The sequence below is a fragment of the Pseudomonas congelans genome (assembly GCF_900103225.1).
Classification (GTDB): domain Bacteria; phylum Pseudomonadota; class Gammaproteobacteria; order Pseudomonadales; family Pseudomonadaceae; genus Aquipseudomonas; species Aquipseudomonas congelans.
On sequence record NZ_FNJH01000002.1, the window covers coordinates 1 to 19231 of the forward strand.

Annotated in this window: 18 protein-coding genes and 3 tRNA genes; all 21 read right to left on the bottom strand. The window is 60.1% G+C overall.

Annotation, left to right across the window (positions count from 1 at the left end; translation table 11 throughout):
- Window positions 1–156: 156 nt before the first annotated feature.
- Window positions 157–981 (bottom strand): DUF2242 domain-containing protein, encoded by an 825-nt coding sequence (locus tag BLR20_RS06725; RefSeq protein ID WP_054994575.1) that lies wholly within the window; start codon window positions 979–981, stop codon window positions 157–159.
- 234 nt (window positions 982–1215) lie between these two features.
- A tRNA-Asp gene (locus tag BLR20_RS06730) sits at window positions 1216–1292 on the bottom strand.
- A 115-nt stretch (window positions 1293–1407) separates the two neighbouring features.
- Window positions 1408–1484 (bottom strand) — tRNA-Asp (locus tag BLR20_RS06735).
- A 79-nt stretch (window positions 1485–1563) separates the two neighbouring features.
- Window positions 1564–1639 (bottom strand) — tRNA-Val (locus tag BLR20_RS06740).
- A 150-nt stretch (window positions 1640–1789) separates the two neighbouring features.
- Complete coding sequence (locus tag BLR20_RS06745; RefSeq protein ID WP_153221455.1) at window positions 1790–2554, bottom strand: SDR family oxidoreductase; 765 nt, start codon at window positions 2552–2554, stop codon at window positions 1790–1792.
- Between the two features lie 50 nt (window positions 2555–2604).
- Window positions 2605–3816 carry an O-succinylhomoserine sulfhydrylase gene (locus BLR20_RS06750; RefSeq protein ID WP_032612139.1) on the bottom strand — a complete coding sequence of 404 codons (1212 nt, stop codon included), beginning with the start codon at window positions 3814–3816 and terminating at the stop codon, window positions 2605–2607.
- 20 nt (window positions 3817–3836) lie between these two features.
- Window positions 3837–5345: an amidophosphoribosyltransferase gene (gene purF / locus BLR20_RS06755; RefSeq protein WP_003347797.1), complete on the bottom strand. Its 1509-nt coding sequence runs from the start codon at window positions 5343–5345 to the stop codon at window positions 3837–3839.
- Window positions 5346–5357: 12 nt separating this feature from the next.
- Window positions 5358–5945, bottom strand: coding sequence for a CvpA family protein (locus tag BLR20_RS06760; protein WP_003318487.1), 588 nt, complete (start codon window positions 5943–5945; stop codon window positions 5358–5360).
- Window positions 5946–6063: 118 nt separating this feature from the next.
- On the bottom strand, window positions 6064–6729 hold the full coding sequence (locus tag BLR20_RS06765) for an SPOR domain-containing protein (RefSeq protein WP_010432497.1): 666 nt from the start codon (window positions 6727–6729) through the stop codon (window positions 6064–6066).
- Entirely contained in the window at window positions 6713–8017 is a 1305-nt protein-coding gene (folC, locus tag BLR20_RS06770; RefSeq protein WP_010432499.1) for a bifunctional tetrahydrofolate synthase/dihydrofolate synthase, read from the bottom strand. The genes BLR20_RS06765 and folC overlap by 17 nt, the downstream gene beginning before the upstream one ends.
- Window positions 8014–8934, bottom strand: coding sequence for an acetyl-CoA carboxylase, carboxyltransferase subunit beta (gene accD, locus BLR20_RS06775; protein ID WP_003318491.1), 921 nt, complete (start codon window positions 8932–8934; stop codon window positions 8014–8016). Before accD ends, folC begins: the two co-directional genes overlap by 4 nt.
- Before the next feature lie 252 nt (window positions 8935–9186).
- Window positions 9187–9807 (bottom strand): phosphoribosylanthranilate isomerase, encoded by a 621-nt coding sequence (locus BLR20_RS06780; protein ID WP_003390839.1) that lies wholly within the window; start codon window positions 9805–9807, stop codon window positions 9187–9189.
- 60 nt (window positions 9808–9867) lie between these two features.
- Window positions 9868–10692 (bottom strand): tRNA pseudouridine(38-40) synthase TruA, encoded by an 825-nt coding sequence (gene truA / locus BLR20_RS06785; RefSeq protein WP_032612134.1) that lies wholly within the window; start codon window positions 10690–10692, stop codon window positions 9868–9870.
- 159 nt (window positions 10693–10851) lie between these two features.
- Window positions 10852–13698, bottom strand: a complete 2847-nt coding sequence (locus BLR20_RS06790; RefSeq protein WP_054994573.1) for a motility hub landmark protein FimV — start codon at window positions 13696–13698, stop codon at window positions 10852–10854.
- A gap of 109 nt (window positions 13699–13807) precedes the next feature.
- On the bottom strand, window positions 13808–14821 hold the full coding sequence (locus BLR20_RS06795; protein WP_054994572.1) for an aspartate-semialdehyde dehydrogenase: 1014 nt from the start codon (window positions 14819–14821) through the stop codon (window positions 13808–13810).
- An 85-nt stretch (window positions 14822–14906) separates the two neighbouring features.
- Entirely contained in the window at window positions 14907–15467 is a 561-nt protein-coding gene (locus BLR20_RS06800) for a DUF1285 domain-containing protein (RefSeq protein ID WP_010432512.1), read from the bottom strand.
- A gap of 21 nt (window positions 15468–15488) precedes the next feature.
- On the bottom strand, window positions 15489–16091 hold the full coding sequence (locus tag BLR20_RS06805; protein ID WP_010432516.1) for a DUF4823 domain-containing protein: 603 nt from the start codon (window positions 16089–16091) through the stop codon (window positions 15489–15491).
- A gap of 123 nt (window positions 16092–16214) precedes the next feature.
- Window positions 16215–16877, bottom strand: coding sequence for a TetR/AcrR family transcriptional regulator (locus BLR20_RS06810; RefSeq protein WP_010432520.1), 663 nt, complete (start codon window positions 16875–16877; stop codon window positions 16215–16217).
- Window positions 16878–17036: 159 nt separating this feature from the next.
- Window positions 17037–17690 carry a LysE family translocator gene (locus BLR20_RS06815; protein WP_054994571.1) on the bottom strand — a complete coding sequence of 218 codons (654 nt, stop codon included), beginning with the start codon at window positions 17688–17690 and terminating at the stop codon, window positions 17037–17039.
- 359 nt (window positions 17691–18049) lie between these two features.
- Window positions 18050–18835, bottom strand: coding sequence for a TatD family hydrolase (locus BLR20_RS06820; RefSeq protein ID WP_054994570.1), 786 nt, complete (start codon window positions 18833–18835; stop codon window positions 18050–18052).
- A gap of 14 nt (window positions 18836–18849) precedes the next feature.
- Window positions 18850–19206: a PilZ domain-containing protein gene (locus tag BLR20_RS06825; RefSeq protein ID WP_003409617.1), complete on the bottom strand. Its 357-nt coding sequence runs from the start codon at window positions 19204–19206 to the stop codon at window positions 18850–18852.
- Window positions 19207–19231: the final 25 nt, after the last annotated feature.

Below are 19231 nucleotides of genomic sequence, written 5' to 3' on the forward strand. Positions count from 1 at the left end.
GACGACTATCGTTCCTCACGCTCCAGCGTGGGAATGCAGTTCACGACGCTCTGCGTCGCAAGAGGACGCGGAGCGTCCAGACCGGTATGCCCACGCAGAGCATGGGCACGATAGATGTTCTCTGGAGACCTATGATTATCGTCTCCGCGCTACACCTTACTGAGCCGGGGTGGGCTCGACTGGCGTGGGGGCGGTGCTTTCTGCAGGTTCTGCGGCCGGTGGTTCAATCTTTTCTGCCTTGAATGAAGCAGGTTCGGACGGCGCAGGCACAGGTTCGCTTGCAGCAGGCGTAACAGGTTCGGCAGCAGGCTCGGTCTTCGGCGCGCTTTCTGACGACGCAGGCGCCAGCTTCGCAGGCTCGGCAGCCTTGGCGGGGGCCGCCGGGGCAGCGGGAGCTGTGTCAGGCACACCGAGGTCGGCCTTGGGCTTCTCGACAATATGCGCAGCCTTTTTCACCTCCGGCGGCAGGAAGTTTTCCACCAGACCGAAAAAGCGCTCGTAGAACTTGGCCGACGAGACGGTCTCGCTGGCGACCTTGACCATCGAGTCGTCAGTAGAGCCTATCGGCATCGAGACGGAGCCCAGCACGCCCACACCGAGGCTTGCCGAGTTGTTGGTCTTCTTCAACGCGTAGCGATCCTGCAGGGCGTTGGCGAACATGGTGGAATTTCCATCCTTCGCATCGGCGGCGCACACCAGATTGAAGCTGATTTCGATATGCGTATCGCCGGTCTGCTGAAAGCTCTTGCGACCGGCAATCATCTTCGGGTCACTGCTGGTGATGATATAGCCCTGACTCAGCAAGGCACGCCTTCCTGCCTCGCAGTAGGCCATGTCGGTCGCAGGGTAGCTTCGGGAGAAGGTCCCGGCGTCGTCGAAGTGTTCATGGTCATACACCGCCTGCTTGGGCGATGAACACCCGGCTGCCATCAACACGGCAGAAATCCAGAAAGCGGTACGAACGTTCAGTAGCTTAAACATCGAAAATCCTGAGGAAGGAAAAGACTGCCAGCAAGACTGCGAACTGGGAAATGGCGGTAAGTCTGCAACAAGGCCGACGCTGGATCAACGCACAGTTCAAAAGGATTTGGATACAGCCCATGCTCAAGCGAACCCAATGTACCTGCGAGCACACAAAACGCAGACAACAAAAAAGCGACCCTAGGGCCGCTTTATTGTTTGCTTCAAGGAGTTCAAGGGCCTTGAAACGGTATATGGCGCAGCGGACGGGACTCGAACCCGCGACCCCCGGCGTGACAGGCCGGTATTCTAACCGACTGAACTACCGCTGCGTATCGCTGTAAACCTGCTTGAAACAAACCTTTGATAGTTTGCTTCCTGTACATGTGACTGAAAGACCCTTGGGCTTTTCAATCGCAGACCCGGCGAACCCGATCTGTACAAATATGGCGCAGCGGACGGGACTCGAACCCGCGACCCCCGGCGTGACAGGCCGGTATTCTAACCGACTGAACTACCGCTGCGCATTGTGGACTTGCGTCCGTACCAGCTTTGTAAAAGCACTTTTGAAAGCCCTCGTACCTCAGCTTTCAAACTCAACGATGGTGGGTGATGACGGGATCGAACCGCCGACCCGCTGCTTGTAAGGCAGCTGCTCTCCCAGCTGAGCTAATCACCCTTTGCTTCGTTGAGGCCGCGAAATTTACGCACCTAACGAACCTAAGTCAATAGCCTGATTGAAGTTTTTTTAAAAACCACCTCAATCACAAAACCCTCATCACACACCAAAAGCACAAGCAATAGCTCAATCTAAGCTCACCCGCACAAACTACTCGGCGTACACCATCTTGCGCGTCATGCCACCGTCGACCACGAACTCCTGCCCGGTCACGAAACCGGCGTTTCTGGACAACAGCCAGGCGACCATTGCCGCAACGTCTTCTACCGTCCCTACCCTGCCGGCCGGGTGCTGGGCGTGATCAGTCTCGGACAACGGCTCGGCTCTGCGCAACGAGGGGTCGCGCGCGTCGATCCAGCCAGGGCTGACGGCGTTGACACGAATCTCCGGACCCAGGCTGATCGCCAGCGCATGCGTCAGCGCCATCAGGCCGCCCTTGCTGGCTGCATAAGCCTCGGTATCTGCCTCCGACTGACGGGAGCGTGTGGAGGTCAGGTTGACGATGCTGCCGCAGTGGGCACGCAGGTAAGGCGCGCAATGCTTGGCCAGCAGCATCGGGCCGCCGAGGTTGACTGCCAGAACCCGATTCCAGTGCGACAGCTCAAGGCTTTCCAGCGTAGTGTTGTGCGGATCGGCAATCGCTGCATTGCACACCAGCGCATCAAGACGACCGAACTGCCGAAGCACCTCGGCCACGCCCGCGGCGACCTGCTCTTCACTGGCAACGTCCATGGCAATGAACAGGGCATTTTCACCCAGTGCACCGGCCACTTTCGAGCCACGCGCACGGTCCAGATCGGTCAGCACCACTTGCCAGCCTTCGGCAATCAGCCACGCGGCTATACCGAGCCCGATACCGCGAGCGGCACCGGTCACCAGGGCGACACGACCATTGTGGACGCTGGCAAACTTCAACGCCCACTCCTCGCCCGGCTTGCCACCGGCCGGACTGCTGGCCTCGCTACTCACAACGCCGCCAGACCACGGGCCAGGTCCGCCTGCAGGTCAGCCACATCTTCAAGCCCCACTGCAACCCGAATCAGGCTGTCGCGAATACCGGCAGCTTCACGCTCCTGAGGCGCCAGACGACCGTGAGAGGTGGTGCTCGGGTGAGTGATCGTGGTTTTGCTGTCACCCAGGTTGGCAGTGATCGAAATCAGTCGCGTGGCATCGATGAAGCGCCATGCGCCCTCCTTGCCGCCCTTGACCTCGAAGCTCACCACAGCGCCAAAGCCCTTTTGCTGACGCTGGGCCAACTCATGCTGCGGGTGACTCTTCAGTCCGGCGTAATGGACTTTCTCGATGCCGTCCTGCTGCTCGAGCCATTCGGCCAGCGCCTGAGCATTGGCACAGTGAGCGCGCATCCGCAGGTTCAGGGTTTCGAGCCCCTTGAGGAAGATCCACGCGTTGAACGGGCTGAGCGTCGGCCCGGCAGTACGCAGGAAGCCGACCACTTCTTTCATTTGCTCGCTGCGGCCGGCAACCACGCCACCCATGCAACGGCCCTGGCCGTCGATGAACTTGGTGGCCGAATGCACGACAATGTCAGCGCCCAGCAACAACGGCTGCTGCAAGGCCGGCGTGCAGAAACAATTGTCGACGATCAGCATCGCGCCCTTGGCATGGGCGATTTCAGCCAGCGCCGCAATGTCGACCAGCTCGGCCAGGGGGTTGGACGGCGATTCGACGAAAAGCATTTTGGTGTTGGGCTTGATCGCCGCGTCCCAGCCACTCAGCTCTGCGAGAGGAACGTAATCCACCTCGACACCAAAGCGTTTGAAGTACTTGTCGAACAGACTGATGGTCGAGCCAAAAACACTGCGCGACACCAGCACATGATCACCGGCACTGCACAGGCTCATCACCACTGCCAGGGTTGCCGCCATGCCGGTCGCCGTAGCGACGGCCTGTTCGGCACCTTCCAGTGCGGCGATGCGTTCTTCGAAAGCACGCACCGTCGGGTTGGTGTAACGCGAGTAGACGTTGCCCGGCACCTCACCGGAGAAACGCGCAGCCGCGTCGGCGGCTGTGCGAAATACGTAACTGGAGGTAAAGAACATGGGTTCGCCATGCTCTCCTTCCGGTGTGCGGTGATGCCCGGCACGTACGGCAAGCGTATCGAAACCTACGCCTTCAAGGTCGCTGTCCAGCCGACCTGCATCCCATTCCTGAGTCATGCCGCCCACTCCTTGCCCGATTAGTTGTTGTACAGATCGATGATCGCGCTCACTGCCTGAGTCTTGATCTTGGAGGCGTCATTACGCGCGCTCTCGATCCGGTTCAAATAATGCTCGTCGATGTCGCCGGTCACGTACTTGCCGTCGAAAACCGAGCAATCGAAGTTGTCGATCTTGATCTTCTTGCTGCCGCTGACCGCCTCGATCAGGTCATTCAGATCCTGATAGACCAGCCAGTCGGCACCGATGAGGTCGGCCACGTCCTGAGTGGTACGGTTGTGGGCAATCAGCTCGTGAGCACTCGGCATGTCGATGCCGTAGACGTTGGGGTAGCGCACAGCCGGGGCTGCAGAACAGAAGTAGACATTCTTGGCGCCGGCTTCGCGGGCCATCTGGATGATCTGCTTGCAGGTGGTGCCACGTACGATGGAGTCATCCACCAGCATCACGTTCTTGCCGCGGAACTCCAGTTCGATGGCGTTGAGCTTCTGGCGTACGGATTTCTTGCGCGCAGCCTGGCCCGGCATGATGAAGGTCCGGCCGATGTAACGGTTCTTGACGAAGCCCTCGCGGAACTTGACGCCCAGATGGTTGGCCAGCTCCAGCGCCGCGGTACGGCTGGTGTCAGGAATCGGGATGACCACGTCGATATCGTGATCCGGACGCTCGCGCAGGATCTTGTCGGCCAGTTTCTCGCCCATGCGCAAGCGCGCCTTGTAGACAGAGATACCGTCGATGATCGAATCCGGGCGCGCCAGATAGACGTGCTCGAAGATGCACGGTGCGTACTTGGGGTTGGCCGCGCACTGACGGGTGTGCAGCTTGCCGTCTTCGGTGATGTAGACCGCTTCGCCCGGCGCCAGATCGCGAATCAGGGTGAAACCCAGCACGTCCAGAGAAACGCTTTCCGAGGCGATCATGTACTCGACGCCTTCGTCGGTGTGACGCTGGCCGAACACGATAGGACGAATGGCGTCCGGGTCACGGAAGCCGACGATGCCGTAGCCGGTGATCATCGCCACAACCGCATAACCACCACGGCAGCGATTGTGCACGTCGGTCACTGCCGCGAAGATATCCTCTTCGGTCGGCTGCAACTTGCCACGCACGGCCAGCTCGTGGGCGAACACATTGAGCAGTACTTCCGAATCGGAATTGGTGTTCACATGGCGCAGGTCGGATTCGTAAATTTCCTTGGCCAACTGCTCGACGTTGGTGAGGTTGCCGTTGTGCGCCAAGGTGATGCCGTAAGGCGAGTTGACGTAGAACGGCTGAGCCTCGGCCGACGTCGAGCTGCCCGCAGTGGGATAGCGCACGTGACCGATGCCCATATGCCCGACCAGACGCTGCATATGACGTTGATGAAACACATCGCGCACCAATCCGTTGTCCTTGCGCAGGAATAACCGGCCATCGTGGCTGGTTACGATACCGGCAGCGTCCTGGCCGCGGTGCTGGAGGACGGTAAGCGCGTCATACAGCGCCTGATTGACGTTCGACTTGCCGACGATACCGACGATGCCACACATGCGACACAACCCCTACTTAGTGGAACTGGATTTACCGAGCACATCCTGCGGCATTGTAGACGGCAGGATCTGTTCCTTGAACGGCATGTCAGCGGGTACGCTGATGCCGCTGGCGAGCCACTTGCTGGACATCCCGAGAATCAGGTTTTTCGACCAGTCAGCGACCATGAGAAATTGCGGCACCAGCCTGGACTGCTGCCACCATTGATCCTGCTGCACCGGCCCCAGGCTCAACAGCCCTACCGCCACAACGACAAGCAGGCCTCCGCGCGCTGCGCCGAAGACCATGCCGAGAAAACGATCGGTCCCGGAAAGCCCGGTGACGCGAATCAGCTCGCCTATCAGAAAATTGACCATGGCGCCTACCAGCAAGGTGGCGACAAAAAGAATGGTACAGCTCGCGATCACGCGGGCCGAAGGTGTTTCTATGTAGTTGACCAGATACTGCGACAGCCCTGCGCCAAACATCCAGGCCACAACACCTGCAATGATCCACGTCGTCAACGACAGTGCTTCTTTTACGAAGCCGCGCTTCAGACTGATCAGGGCGGAGATGGCGACAATTCCGAGAATTGCCCAGTCAACCGGAGTAAATGGCACGTTGCAGCCTGCAGACGGATAAGGCGGCGCATTTTAGCAGAGCGCCTGCCTGCCGGTAAGCAGCGATTACCGGCGCGAGGCATTTAACTTTGCATCAAGGGCACGAGGTGCCGAACGGTCAGCCCCGTTCGGGCTGAAAGCGCACCACAATACCTTTGAGCTTTTGCTGTTTGTCGAGCTGATCACGCAGGCGATCGGCCTCGGCGCGCTCGATGAGCGGGCCGACAAATACCCGGTTCACACCATCAGCGGTGCGAATGTAGGCGTTGTAGCCCTGGGTGCGCAGCGTCTTTTGCAGATTGTCGGCATTGGCACGATTGGACATGCTCGCCAATTGCACCGACCAGCTGATCGACAGACCATTGGCATCGACGCCAGCAGGTGCTGCAGGTTTGGCGGGGGCCGCAGGCGCCGGTGTCGCTGCAGGTGAAGCAGCTGGCGCTGGAGCAGGTGCCGGTTTGGCAGCAGGCTTGGAGGCCGAAGCGGCAGGTGCGGTCTGGGCAGTCGGCGCAGGCGCGATCGGCATGGCAGGCGGCTGGTTGCTGCTCATGTCATCGTCGCCCGGCACAGGCTCCTGAGGCAGTACCTGGGGCTCCGGAACAGGCACCGGATCGACTTGCACCTGGGAAGCCGCAGGCGCCTGGGGCGCGGCTGGCGCCTCGACCTGCACCTGACGTGTTTCATCTTCACGCGTGAAAAGCATGGGCAGAAAGATGACCGCCACGGCGATCAGCACCAGTGCTCCAACCATTCGCTGCTTGAATACGTTATCCAGCAAAGCCATTTGCAGCGTCCTCATCGGTGTACCGGGCCAACCATTCCAGGGCCTCGGCAACACAGTAAAATGAACCGAACAGCAGAATCTCGTCATCGGGCGTGGCATGCGCGCACTGAGCTTCCAGCGCCAGCGCGATACTCTGATAGGACGTCACGCGGGCGCCAAGGTTCTGCAAGGCCGCCTGCAACTCTTCTGCCGGTCGACTGCGCGAGGTAGGAAGCGGCGCAACAGCCCACTCTTCAATGACCGGCGCCAGGTGCGCGACCACGCCGTCGAGGTCCTTGTCGCCGAGCAGGCCAAACACCGCGCGGCGCTTGCCGCCAACCGGCTGCCGCGCGAGGCGCTGCCCCAGAAACTGGGCTGCGTGGGGGTTATGGCCGACATCCAGAAGCAGGTTGAGCGATTTGCCGTGCCAACTGACCACCCTGCGATCGAGACGACCGGCAAGCCGGGTCTCGGCAAGCACCTTGCCTGTAACATCCGGTTGCAATGGATACCCCAGCAGGGCGAAGGCCTGGAGTGCCAGCGCTGCATTCTGCATGGGCAGGTCAAGCAGCGGCAGACCACGTAGCTCGACCCGTTCGCCATCAGCGACACCGCGCCAGTCCCAGCTGTCATCGCCTATGGAAAGATCAAAATCCCGGCCACGCAACAACAATGGACAGCCCAGCTCGCGGGCTTTGGCCAGTAGCGGCTCGGGTGGCGCCGGGTCACCGCACAACGCAGGACATCCGGCGCGAAAGATGCCGGCCTTCTCGAAAGCGACCGACTCACGGGTGTCGCCCAGGTACTCGGCATGATCGACCCCGATACTGGTGACCAGCGCCAGGTCCGCATCCACGAGATTGACCGCATCCAGACGACCGCCCAGACCGACCTCCAGAACCACCGCATCGAGCCGGGCCTGCTCGAACAGCCAGAATGCCGCCAGCGTGCCCATTTCGAAATAAGTCAGGGTGACGTCGCCACGCGCCGCTTCGACCGCAGCAAAGGCGTCGCATAATTCCAGATCGGTAGCCTCGACGCCCTGCACTTTCACCCGCTCGTTATAGCGAATCAGATGCGGGGAGCTGTAGACACCGACCTTCAAGCCCTGAGCTTGCAACAAGGCGGCGACAAAAGCGCAGGTTGAGCCCTTGCCGTTGGTGCCCGTCACCGTGATCACCTGCGGCGCCGGGCGTGTAAGCCCCAATTGCAGCGCCACCTGTCGAGACCGCTCCAGCCCCATGTCGATGGCCGACGGATGCAGTTGCTCCAGGTAGGCGAGCCAGTCGCTCAGGGACGTAGAGGTCATATCGTCGCAGGTGCCGGCGGTACGACGATTGGCTCGATGACGGGCGCGACAAAGCGAGGGGTCGGCAGGTTCATCATCTGTGCCAGCAGGTTACCCAGGCGCGGACGAAGTTCACTGCGCGAGACGATCATGTCGATGGCGCCGTGATCCAGCAGGAATTCGCTGCGCTGGAAGCCTTCAGGCAGCTTCTCGCGAACGGTTTGCTCGATGACCCGCGGACCGGCAAAACCGATCAACGCCTTGGGCTCGGCGACGATGACGTCGCCCAGCATGGCCAGACTGGCGGAAACGCCACCGTAGACAGGGTCGGTCAGCACCGAAATGAACGGCAGCCCTTCTTCGCGAAGGCGCGCCAGAACAGCCGAGGTCTTGGCCATCTGCATCAGCGAGATCAGCGCCTCCTGCATGCGCGCACCGCCGGAAGCGGCGAAGCAGACGAACGGGCAGCGATTTTCCAGCGCGTAGTTGGCGGCACGTACGAAACGCTCGCCGACAATGGCCCCCATCGAACCGCCCATGAACGAGAATTCGAATGCCGAAGCCACCACCGGCATGCCCAGCAAGGTGCCGCTCATGGAAATCAGCGCGTCCTTCTCACCGGTCTGCTTCTGCGCAGCGGTCAGGCGATCCTTGTACTTCTTGCCGTCGCGGAATTTCAGACGGTCGACCGGCTCAAGATCGGCACCCAGCTCTTCGCGCCCTTCGACGTCCAGAAAAATGTTCAGGCGTGCACGTGCGCCGATACGCATGTGGTGGTTGCACTTGGGGCAGACGTCCAGGGTCTTTTCCAGCTCAGGGCGATACAGCACCGCCTCACAGGACGGGCATTTGTGCCAGAGGCCTTCGGGAACCGAGCTCTTCTTGACCTCGGAACGCATGATCGATGGGATCAGTTTGTCTACCAACCAGTTGCTCATGCTCTATATCTCCAGTACCGGTGTGGCTCGAACGACTGACAAATCAAACGCCAGCCGCATGCCCTCAGATAAATTCGTATATGGACGACGATGAAAGGATAGCGATCGACCCACGGCCGGACCTGCACACCCCTCACCCCGATTTTTCACAACGACGGCGTTGCACATTGGCACCACCGCTTACTTGATTCGACCCGCGTGTCTCGTGGCGCGGACAGGCTTATGGACGGCGGCCGATCAATAGCCGTCACATCAGGTGCCGTGCACCGCACTCATGAACGCCAGGATCTTCTCGCGATCCTTGATGCCCTTGCTCTTCTCAACTCCGCCGCTTACATCCACGGCGTAGGGCCGGACCTGAGCAATGGCCTGCGCCACGTTGGCCGACGTCAGCCCGCCCGCCAGGATGACCGGCTTGTCCAGGTCGTCCGGAATCAGTGCCCAATCGAAGGTTTCTCCGGTACCGCCGGGCACACCTTCGACGTAGGTATCGAGCAGCACGCCGCGTGCATTGCGGTAGGTACGGCAAACCCCGGCAATGTCATCACCGGCCTTGACCCGCAACGCCTTGATGTACGGACGATGATACCCGTCGCATTCCTCGGGTGTTTCATCGCCATGAAACTGCAGCATGTCCAGCGCAACCGCATCCAGCGTCTCGTTGAGCTCGCAACGGCTGGCGTTGACAAACAGGCCCACGGTGGTGATGAACGGCGGCAACGCGGCAATGATGGCACGCGCCTGCAATACCGTCACCGCACGCGGGCTTTTCGGATAGAACACCAGGCCGATCGCGTCGGCACCTGCCTCGGCGGCAGCCAGTGCATCCTCTATGCGGGTAATCCCGCAGATCTTGCTGCGAACGGCTGACATGTAGTGAGTAACCTCAGGCCTTCGGAAAGTCACGGATGTTAGCAAATGCTGCCCGGATCGTCAGCCGTCCAATTCCGCAAAGCCCGTAAGAAAATGAGGCCCTATATAGCGCTCGGGCAACGGAAATTCATCACGGTACTCGACCCCGACCAGGTACAAGCCGTAAGGATGAGCCGTTACGCCACCGGTGCGCCGAATCCGGCTTTCCAGTACCTCCCGCGCCCACTCGACAGGACGCTCTCCGGTACCGATGGTCATCAGCACACCGGCGATATTGCGCACCATATGATGAAGAAAGGCATTGGCGCGCACATCGATCACGATCATCTTGCCGTGACGGGTCACGCGCAAGTGGTGCAACTGCTTGACCGGCGACTTGGCCTGACACTGGCCGGCGCGAAAGGCGCTGAAATCATGAGTACCCACCAGGAATTCGGCAGCCTGCGCCATGCGCTCGACATCCAGCGGGCGGTGGTTCCAGGTGATTTCCTGGTTCAGGTGCGCCGGGCGGATCTGATCGTTGTAGATCACGTAACGATAACGCCGGGCAATGGCCTTGAAGCGCGCATGAAAAGCGGCCGGCATGACCCTGGCCCAGGTGACACTGACATCATGGGGCAGATTGATATTGGCGCCCATGACCCAGGCCTTCATGGTGCGCTCAGCCTGGGTATCGAAATGCACCACCTGACCGCAGGCATGCACGCCGGCGTCCGTGCGACCGGCGCACATCAGTGAAACCGGTGACGCGGCCACTTTTGACAGCGCGTCTTCGAGGGTTTCCTGCACGGTCAGCACGCCGGACGCCTGGCGTTGCCAGCCGCAATAGCGCGAGCCCTTGTATTCAACGCCCAGCGCGATTCGGGAAAAGCCCTCGGCCGCCATCTCGGCGGCCGGGTTATCTATGTTCGCCAAAGTGGTACAGCCTGTCGGTTCGCGAAAAGTCGGCCATTATACGGCCGCAAAAAAAACACGCTACTCAAGCCGGACATCTGAAATGCAAACGGCCGCATAAGCGGCCGTTTGCAGGTTGGCAGAGTTGAATCAGGCGAGTCGTGAAAGCATCTCCCGCGCTTCACTCTTCTGACCGTCATCACCCTCGGTCACGACCTCGTCAAGAATATCCCGAGCGCCGTCTGCATCGCCCATGTCGATGTAGGCCCGCGCCAGATCAAGCTTGGTCGCCGCCTCGTCAGTACCGGACATGAAGTCAAAGTCCGGTTCGTCCTCCAGCGCTGCCGCATCCTCGGCGGTGAATCTTGGCTCATCGAGCGGCGGATGCTCGAGATTCTGCGAAAGACGCTCAAGCTCGGCATTGACGTCGTCGATTTCAGTCGCGAATGCCTGACTTGCCTGATCGGTTTCAATCTCGTCCGCCAACGACAGGTCGAAATCCTCTGGAAGCTCCAGGTCATCACTGACCGGCGGCACAGGCGAGGTTTCACCCAGATCCAGTGGATCCTCACCAAGGCCGAGCAGGAAGTCATCTTCGCTCTTGAGAGCCGGATCTTCCTCGGACAGATCCAGATCGAAATCGGCAAGGTCCTGCGGCGTTGTGGCTGCACGGGCCTCTTCCTGCTGCTGCATGACCGACTCGAAGCTCAGCGCCTCATCATCCGCTAACGCCGAGACCTTGGGCTCGTCGAGCATCAGGTCATCTAGCTCGTTCACAGTAGAGACTTCAGGCACAGACGGTTCTTCGAACTCGTCCAGGCTCAAGTCAAAATCGTGATCGAACGGGTCGGCCTCTTCAACAGGCTCTGCGGCCAGTGGCGCGACTACTTCCGGTTCAGGCTCGGGCTCAGGTGTAGCAACAATTTCAGGTTCAGGCTCGGCTACCTGCTCTGCCGAATCATCAGCCAGCAGTTCTTCGACATATTTGGCATCAAGCTCTGCAACCAATGCGGCTGTCGTGGCCGCGGCAGCGGCTGCAGCGGCTGCAGCGACCGCAGGGGCAGCCGATGCAGTGGAGGTTTCAGAAGCCAGCGGCGCAGCAACAGGTGCCACCGGCTTCAGGGTCGAGTTAAGTTCTTCCCGCTGCTCGACCTCAGCTTCAAGCTTTCCCGCAGCCACCAATTTACGTTCGTGGGCGGCATAGGCTTTGTTGTTACCCTGTTCGGCGTAGATTTCCATCAGTTTCAGACGGATATCGTCGCGTTTGGGGTCTTCGTTGACGGCCTCTTCCAGCAACTCGATCGCCTGATTCATGCGCCCGTAAGCGATATGGATCTCGGCCTGAACCAACGGATCGGCAGGACGCTCACGACCGGCAGAGGCTGCTGCTGCGGCACCTCCCATACGCACGTTGGGCGGCGGCACATCAAGCCCGTCGAAGCTGGCTGGCGGCGCATTCATGTCCATGTCCGAGACGAAATCCGATTCCTCGGCCAGCGCACGTGCCATGCGCTTGTGCTTCTCGGCCTCGGCCTTCGCCGCGCGACGACGCGCGAGGAACAACAGCAGCAAGGCCAGGATCAGCAATACTGCGCCGCCGATCAGGCCAAGCAGCACAGGATTGTTGATGATTTTCTGCAGCGCATCCTCGTCCTCGTCTGCTGCAACAACCGGCTCCACAGCCAATGGCTGTTCTGGCGCAGGGGTCGCAACTTCGGCAGCACCGGCAGGCAACGCATCTTCAGGGGCGATCTCGCCAGCCGGTTTGACCGGAGCACCGTTGGCGTCGACCAGCGAGGCAGGTACCGCCGCGTTGGCGGGCGTCGCCGCTTCCGGGGTGGCGGCAGGAGGAGGCACCGCTGCGCCAGCAGCCTGCATCTTGGCCAACTGACCGTTTTTCAACTCGACCAGACGCTGCAACTTGTCGAGCTGGCTTTGCAGGTCGTTCATGCGGCTTTTCAGCTCGGCATTATCACGACGCGTGGTGTCCAGTGCTTCCTGAGCCACGGCCAGCTTGTTGCCCAGATCGCCGTCGCCCGCTGCACCTTTTGCCGCAGGCTTGCCGCTTGCCGAAACCAGACTGAGGTTGTCGGAGGTATCGACTTTGGAGGGCGCCGCGCCCGCACGGTCACGACGGGTAGCATCGACCTGACGTGTACCGGCAGGCAGACGGCGGCCATCACGCCAGGCGCTGTATTGCCGGGAAACTTCTGCCACTGCCTGTGATTGCGGCAGCGCGGTGGTCTGTTGCGGCGTCGGAAGGCGCAGCACTTGCCCCTTCTTCAGACGGTTGATGTTACCGCCAATGAACGCTTCCGGATTCAACGCCTGAATCGCCAGCATGGTTTGCTGAACAGTCCCGCCATTGCGCACCTTCGCAGCGATTTCCCACAAGGTGTCGTTATTGGCGGTGACGTACTGTGACTGCTTGTCAGCGGCTGGCGGCGGCAATGTGGCAGCGTTAGCGACCGGTGCAGGCGCCTCGGGTGCCGGAGCCGGCGCTTCAGCCGACGGGGCTACCGTTGCCAGTTGCGCAGGCGCTGCCGGCGCTGCAGCGGGTGCCGGGGCAGCCGCCGCAGCGGCTGCTTCCGGAGAGAATTTCGGCGGATCGAGCAGAAGGCTGTATTCACGCAGCAACCGGCCATTTGGCCAGAGCACCTGAACCAGGAACTTCACATAAGGCTCGCGCACCGGCTTGCTGGATGTAATGCGCAGGACACTTTTACCGCTGGCATTGATCACCGGGGTAAAAGTGAGATCGTTGAGAAATGCCTGACGGGTCACACCCGCCTGCGCGAAGTCGGCAGTGGTGGCCAGACTGGGCACAACTTGCGTTGCGTTAAGTCCCTGCGCCTCGGTCAACTCGATTTCCGCTACCAATGGCTGATTCAGGGTCGACTTGACCGACAATTCCCCGAGCCCCAGCGCCTGCGCCATACCCGATGACAGCGCTGATGCCGCAGCGATTGCTAATACCAGTTTACGAACCTGAACCATAGCCCATCCCTTGTTTAAAGATTCCCCGACATCCGGGGAGGTAGTCCTGCATTTGGGTGTAAGGCGTATCGCCGCTAAAAAAATTATTCAAATTGTTGCCAAGTATCTTTTACACATAGTCTTTTATCAACAATTCGCCAACCTGCACAGCGTTGAGCGCAGCGCCTTTGCGCACATTATCCGAGGTCAGCCACAGATTGAGCTGCTCGGAGTCGTCAGTTCCCGCCCTGACGCGTCCCACATAAACCACGTCCTGACCCACCGCATCACCCACCGGCGTAGGGTAATCACCCGCATCCACCAGTTCGACCCCTTCTGCAGACTCGAGTACAGCATTGACAGCCGCCACGTCGACCGCCCCGGCCGTGCGCAGCGCTACAGTGAAGCTGTCACCAAAGAACACCGGCACCTGAATGCAGGTTGCAGACACTTTGAGCGATGGCAACGCGAGCAGTTCGCGCAATTCTTCGACCAGACGCCTTTCCAGCGGCAGATGACCCGACGCGTCTGGTGTACCCACTTGGGCCAGCAGGTTGAACGCCATCTGGCGATCAAAAAACCGAGCTTCCAGCGGGCGGACATTCAACAGCTCGGTGGTCTGACGTGCCAGCTCACTGACGCCTTCACGCCCCAGTGCCGACACTGCCAGACACGCCGTTACCGTCACCGACTGAATATCGATCAGGCCGCGCAACGGCGCCAGAGCCAGAGCAACCGCAGTGGCAGAAGCACTGGGGCTGGCAACCAGACAAGGAGCGACGCCACGGCTGTGCAAAAGCGTAGCATTTATTTCCGGCACGATATTAGGCGCTTGCGCTGACGTAAATGCGCCCGACAGGTCGATGACCGTACACCCCGCCGCTACCGCCTTTTCGGCATGACTACGACTCACCGCAGGCCCCGCAGCGAAGAACGCCATGCGCACCGTTCTGAAGTCGAATTCGTCGACTTCGCGTACGCGCACATTCTTGCCTCGAAACGGCACCGAGTGGCCTGCGGACTCGATGCTGGCCAGCAGGTAAAGATTGCCCACCGGAAAATTGCGTTCCTCCAGAACCTGCACAACGGTTTCGCCGACAGTACCGGTTGCGCCGACTACGGCGATATCAAAGGACTGGCTCATGCAAAAACCTCAGGAAAATCAGGGAGCGGCACTTTAACCGTCGTACTGCCGGCAGGCAATTCAAGCCGGCAATCAGGTGTGTATTTCAAGGCTCGAGCCCTATCGGAAAGAACACGCCCTGGCTCCAGACGCCCAGCCAGCGCTGCCCGTTGATTTCGCGGGAAACGGCCAGCTCGACCAGCTGATAGAAAACGTTGCGATGAATCAGCGCCTCCAGATTGCTTCGCACGTGAACGTACGGCGCCGGCTCCTGGGTATCAGGGTCGGTTACAACCCGTAGAGGGTGTTCCGGTCCCGCCTCGGTCTGATCCTCTACATTGGTCAGAAAGCGCAACACCTGACCCTCGCCCTCCCCCAGCACCTCGAGGCTGACAGCGACAAAAGGCGCGTCATCGACCGTGATGCCGACCTTCTCGACGGGAGTGATCAGGAAATAGTCATCGCCATCGCGGCGCATGATGGTCGAGAACAGCCGGACCATCGGTTTGCGGCCGATCGGCGTGCCCAGGTAATACCAGGTACCGTCGCGGGCGATACGCATGTCGATATCGCCGCAGAAATCCGGATTCCACAAATGAACAGGCGGCAATCCTTTGGTTTTGGGGATCTGCGCGAACAGATCGCCCGCCTTGTTTGAATCGGTCACTCAATTCTCCTGATACAGCTTCTAGCGTTCGACACCCAACAAGGTACGAGCGTAGTCCTCAAGAGGCGGACCCAGCAAATCTTCGGGGCTTTTGTCGTAAAGCGTCAGCAATCCGCCACGACTGCGAATGCGTGCGCTGTCGATGAGGTAGCGGGTGCCGGTCTCGATCAGCATCAGCTGAATGACTCCGCTGTCGACGCCCAGACGATCCACCGCCTCCTGATCGGCCCATTGATCGCCATTGCCGATGCGGTCGTCAGCCTTAGCGAAACGCGTATAGAGCAAATAATGTGCGCCCGCAGCACGAGCCTCGACCATGGCTTCATCCAGCCCCATCGGGCCTCGGGCGCGACGGACCATCGGGAAGTACTCGATAAAGCCCTTGAAGGCCTCTTCAGCCACCACGTTGGGGCGCGGATAGGCATTGCCTGGCGGTACGAAGGCGCCCTGAGCGATGTAAATGAATGAGTCAGGCTGTACGCGCCAGTTGGCAGTACGACGGGTTTCGCTGTGATCGAGCAGACCCGCATCGCTGAATTGCTCGCGAACACCCTCGCCCATGTCACTGACTTTCATGCAGCCACTCAACGCCAGAAGCGCGAGCAGCATAACCAGGCTACGCATTATCCCCTCCCAAATACCGGTGACGGAAAACCGGCGAATGGTCGTCGGATGCAGCTTCCGCGCCATCTCTGGCGCAGCCGGCGCCAAAGCCTTGAAGCTGATGCTCAAGACCGGGCCGGTGCGTTATTCGGCGGCGGGATCCGGCGTGGGTTCGGCGGTGACTTCGCCGTCGCGCTTGCGCTTGTTGCCCATACGCACGCCGATATCCATGAGGAAGTGGAAGAAGCCTTCCTGGTCTTCCAGCACGTTGCTCCAGAACGGCGAGTGATACAGCGCCACGGCGCCATGCACCAGCGCCCAGGCAGCACAGTAATGGTAGTAAGGCGGGACATCTTCGAGCTTGCCTTCGCTGATGCGGCCTTTGATCAGCAGCGTCAGGTGTTCGAAGTTGGAGGCGCGGATCTTGTGCAGTTCTTCGACCAGCTCAGGCACCTGATTGCCCTTGACCACCTTCTCTTCCAGGCGGTCGAACAGGCGATAGCGCTGCGGGTCACGCATGCGGAATTCGAAGTAGGCGCGCGAGAGCGATTCCTTGTCCTTGTCGACATCGGCGGAATGCAGCAGCTCGTTCAGGTCCCGCTCGTAGTCGAGCATCAGGCGCAGGTAGATTTCTGCCTTGGACTTGAAGTGCTTGTAGATGGTGCCTTTGCCAATGCCGACGGCGTCCGCGATCATCTCGACAGTGACGCTGTCTTCGCCTTGCTCGAGAAACAGCTTTAGCGCGGTGTCGAGAATTTCCTGCTCACGGCGGCGAAATTCACGGACCTTACGAGGTTCTTTCTGCATAGAGAGGTCTGTCAGGATCGAAATCGAAGCCGGGTATTATGCCCAATCGGCGCTAAATTGCACGGTTCATCCATACTTGTCGACTTGCATGAACGATTCGCACGGGAAATCCGCACCGGCTATCCCGGACGCCCGATACCATTCCAGTGCGCCTGCAACCTAATGCGCTGGCAACGCGGGAGAGGCAACGACAAATTCCAGGTAGCCCGTGATCACCACATACAAGGTGAAGTAGGCAAAGATCAGCGCCGAGGCAATGTATGACCAGCGCAACATTCGTTCACCCATGAAACGGCCTCCCTGATGAGCCAGCGCACACAGTGAAATCGACCAGACCACGCCCGCCGCGACGAACCCGGCGAGAAAGCTCGAAGCGCTGGCAAGATCAGAGCCTTGCCGGGCAATCAGCGCCCCGCCGACTGCGGCAAACCAGAGGATGGCGCTGGGTGAGGACATCGCCAGAAAAATCCCGCGCAGGAACAGTGCCAGGCTGGATTTTTCCGATTCAGCGTTCTGGCTGCCGAGACCGGCGCTGACGGTGGTGGCACTCATGACCATCCTGAAGCAGAACCAGGCCAGCACCGCCGTGCCGCCAATCCAGAGCACGTAGCGCACGGCTTCATATTGCAGCAGCACGGCCATGCCGAGCATCGCCAGGATGGCGTAGGCCAGATCACCGACGCAGGTTCCCAGGCCCAGCCACAGGCCCCTGGAAAAACCGCGCTGCATGGACAGCGTGATCATGGCGATGTTGGCCAGGCCAATGTCCAGGCACAAGGACAGACTCAGCAGAAAACCGTTGGAAAACTCCACCCCACCACTCCCACCAGAAACACAACAGCCCCGGACATGCCTGGCCTGCAGGCTTGTCCGGGCAAAATCAATGCAGCGCCCCTGTGTGTCACCCGATAAAAAGTGTTCATCGAGCACTCAAGGACCGCTTTAGTATTCCAAAACTGTTTAAAAAACGACCAAAAGACACTGGACGATACGCCGCCCTGAACAATACTTAAGCTGCTGACGCGTCATCATTCCCCAAATGACTCGGCAGTAAAGGTGCCGAAGGATTCGCGCGCCTTTGTTTTACTCCTAATGGTCTTGACCCGGCTTCACCCCCCAGAATCCGGGTTTTTTTTGCCTGCGATTTGCCTGCGTATCAACGTGCGTATCCGTCAGCGTTGAACATGCGCCAGCGGAAACAGGCGAGCGAAATTGGCGGTGGTCTGTTCGGCAAAAAGCTCGTAGGACTCGCCTCGCAGCATCGCCAGAAACTCGGCAACCTCACGTACGTACTGGGGCAGATTCGGCTTGCCCCGGTACGGGATGGGCGCGAGGTACGGGGAATCGGTCTCGACCAGCAGACGATCGGCGGGCACCTGCCTTGCAACGTCGCGCAGGGCATCGGCATTGCGGAACGTCACGATGCCGGACAGCGAGATGTAATACCCCAGGTCCAGCGCCGCCTTGGCCATCTCCCAGTCCTCGGTGAAACAGTGCAGCACACCGGCGTGGGGCAAGGCCGCTTCGCGCAGCAGGCTCAGGGTATCGGCACGTGCGCCCCGGGTGTGGATGATCACTGGTTTCTCAGTGATTCGGGCCGCCTCAAGGTGCACCCGGAAAGACGCCTGTTGCAGCTCGGCTGCTTCAGGTTCGTAGTGATAATCCAGACCGGTCTCGCCAATCGCCACCACCCGCGGGTGGTCCAGCTCCTTGAGCAACCAGTCCAGAGGCGGCATTTCGCCGGGCTTCACGTCCAGCGGGTGAATACCCACCGAGCAGTCGACATCCGCGTAGCGTTCGGCGAGTGCCTTGACCGCACCCGCATTGTCGGCGCTGACACCGATGCAGAGAAAGTGCCCGACCCCTCTGCCACGGGCGGCGTCGAGGGCTGCATCCAGAGAGCCGTCGTGCTGGGCAAGGTCAAGGCGATCAAGGTGACAATGGGAATCTACAAGCATGGGTTAAAACACAACTACATCGTATGGGTTGGACGATCGGACTTGAGAGCGCCGACCAGGTGAGTTTCGATCAGATTGCGGGCAGTGTTGTCGCCGTCATTGAACTGCACGCCGACGCCGGCGGTGCGATTGCCCTGCGCGCCTTTTGGCGTTATCCAGGCAACACGGCCGGCAACCGGCACCTTTTCCGGTTCGTCCATCAGATTGAGCAGCATGAACACTTCATCGCCCAGCTTGTAGCTTTTGCTGGTCGGAATGAACAGCCCGCCATTTCTGATGAACGGCATATAAGCAGCGTAAAGAACGGACTTGTCCTTGATGGTCAGGGACAGAATGCCATTACGTGGACCTGTGCTCGGCGGCAGACTCATGACAACACCTCAACGGTTCCCGGAT

What these genes read in the sequence shown, in the direction of transcription:
- BLR20_RS06805 (WP_010432516.1), bottom strand. Translation starts at nt 16,091, where the DNA reads ATGCGTAGCCTGGTTATGCTGCTCGCGCTTCTGGCGTTGAGTGGCTGC.
- BLR20_RS06790 (WP_054994573.1), bottom strand. Translation starts at nt 13,698, where the DNA reads ATGGTTCAGGTTCGTAAACTGGTATTAGCAATCGCTGCGGCATCAGCG.
- folC (WP_010432499.1), bottom strand. Translation starts at nt 8,017, where the DNA reads ATGACCTCTACGTCCCTGAGCGACTGGCTCGCCTACCTGGAGCAACTG.
- BLR20_RS06765 (WP_010432497.1), bottom strand. Translation starts at nt 6,729, where the DNA reads ATGGCTTTGCTGGATAACGTATTCAAGCAGCGAATGGTTGGAGCACTG.
- BLR20_RS06725 (WP_054994575.1), bottom strand. Translation starts at nt 981, where the DNA reads ATGTTTAAGCTACTGAACGTTCGTACCGCTTTCTGGATTTCTGCCGTG.
- BLR20_RS06820 (WP_054994570.1), bottom strand. Translation starts at nt 18,835, where the DNA reads ATGCTTGTAGATTCCCATTGTCACCTTGATCGCCTTGACCTTGCCCAG.
- BLR20_RS06810 (WP_010432520.1), bottom strand. Translation starts at nt 16,877, where the DNA reads ATGCAGAAAGAACCTCGTAAGGTCCGTGAATTTCGCCGCCGTGAGCAG.
- BLR20_RS06780 (WP_003390839.1), bottom strand. Translation starts at nt 9,807, where the DNA reads ATGTCAGCCGTTCGCAGCAAGATCTGCGGGATTACCCGCATAGAGGAT.
- BLR20_RS06750 (WP_032612139.1), bottom strand. Translation starts at nt 3,816, where the DNA reads ATGACTCAGGAATGGGATGCAGGTCGGCTGGACAGCGACCTTGAAGGC.
- truA (WP_032612134.1), bottom strand. Translation starts at nt 10,692, where the DNA reads ATGGCGGCCGAGGGCTTTTCCCGAATCGCGCTGGGCGTTGAATACAAG.
- BLR20_RS06795 (WP_054994572.1), bottom strand. Translation starts at nt 14,821, where the DNA reads ATGAGCCAGTCCTTTGATATCGCCGTAGTCGGCGCAACCGGTACTGTC.
- purF (WP_003347797.1), bottom strand. Translation starts at nt 5,345, where the DNA reads ATGTGTGGCATCGTCGGTATCGTCGGCAAGTCGAACGTCAATCAGGCG.
- accD (WP_003318491.1), bottom strand. Translation starts at nt 8,934, where the DNA reads ATGAGCAACTGGTTGGTAGACAAACTGATCCCATCGATCATGCGTTCC.
- BLR20_RS06825 (WP_003409617.1), bottom strand. Translation starts at nt 19,206, where the DNA reads ATGAGTCTGCCGCCGAGCACAGGTCCACGTAATGGCATTCTGTCCCTG.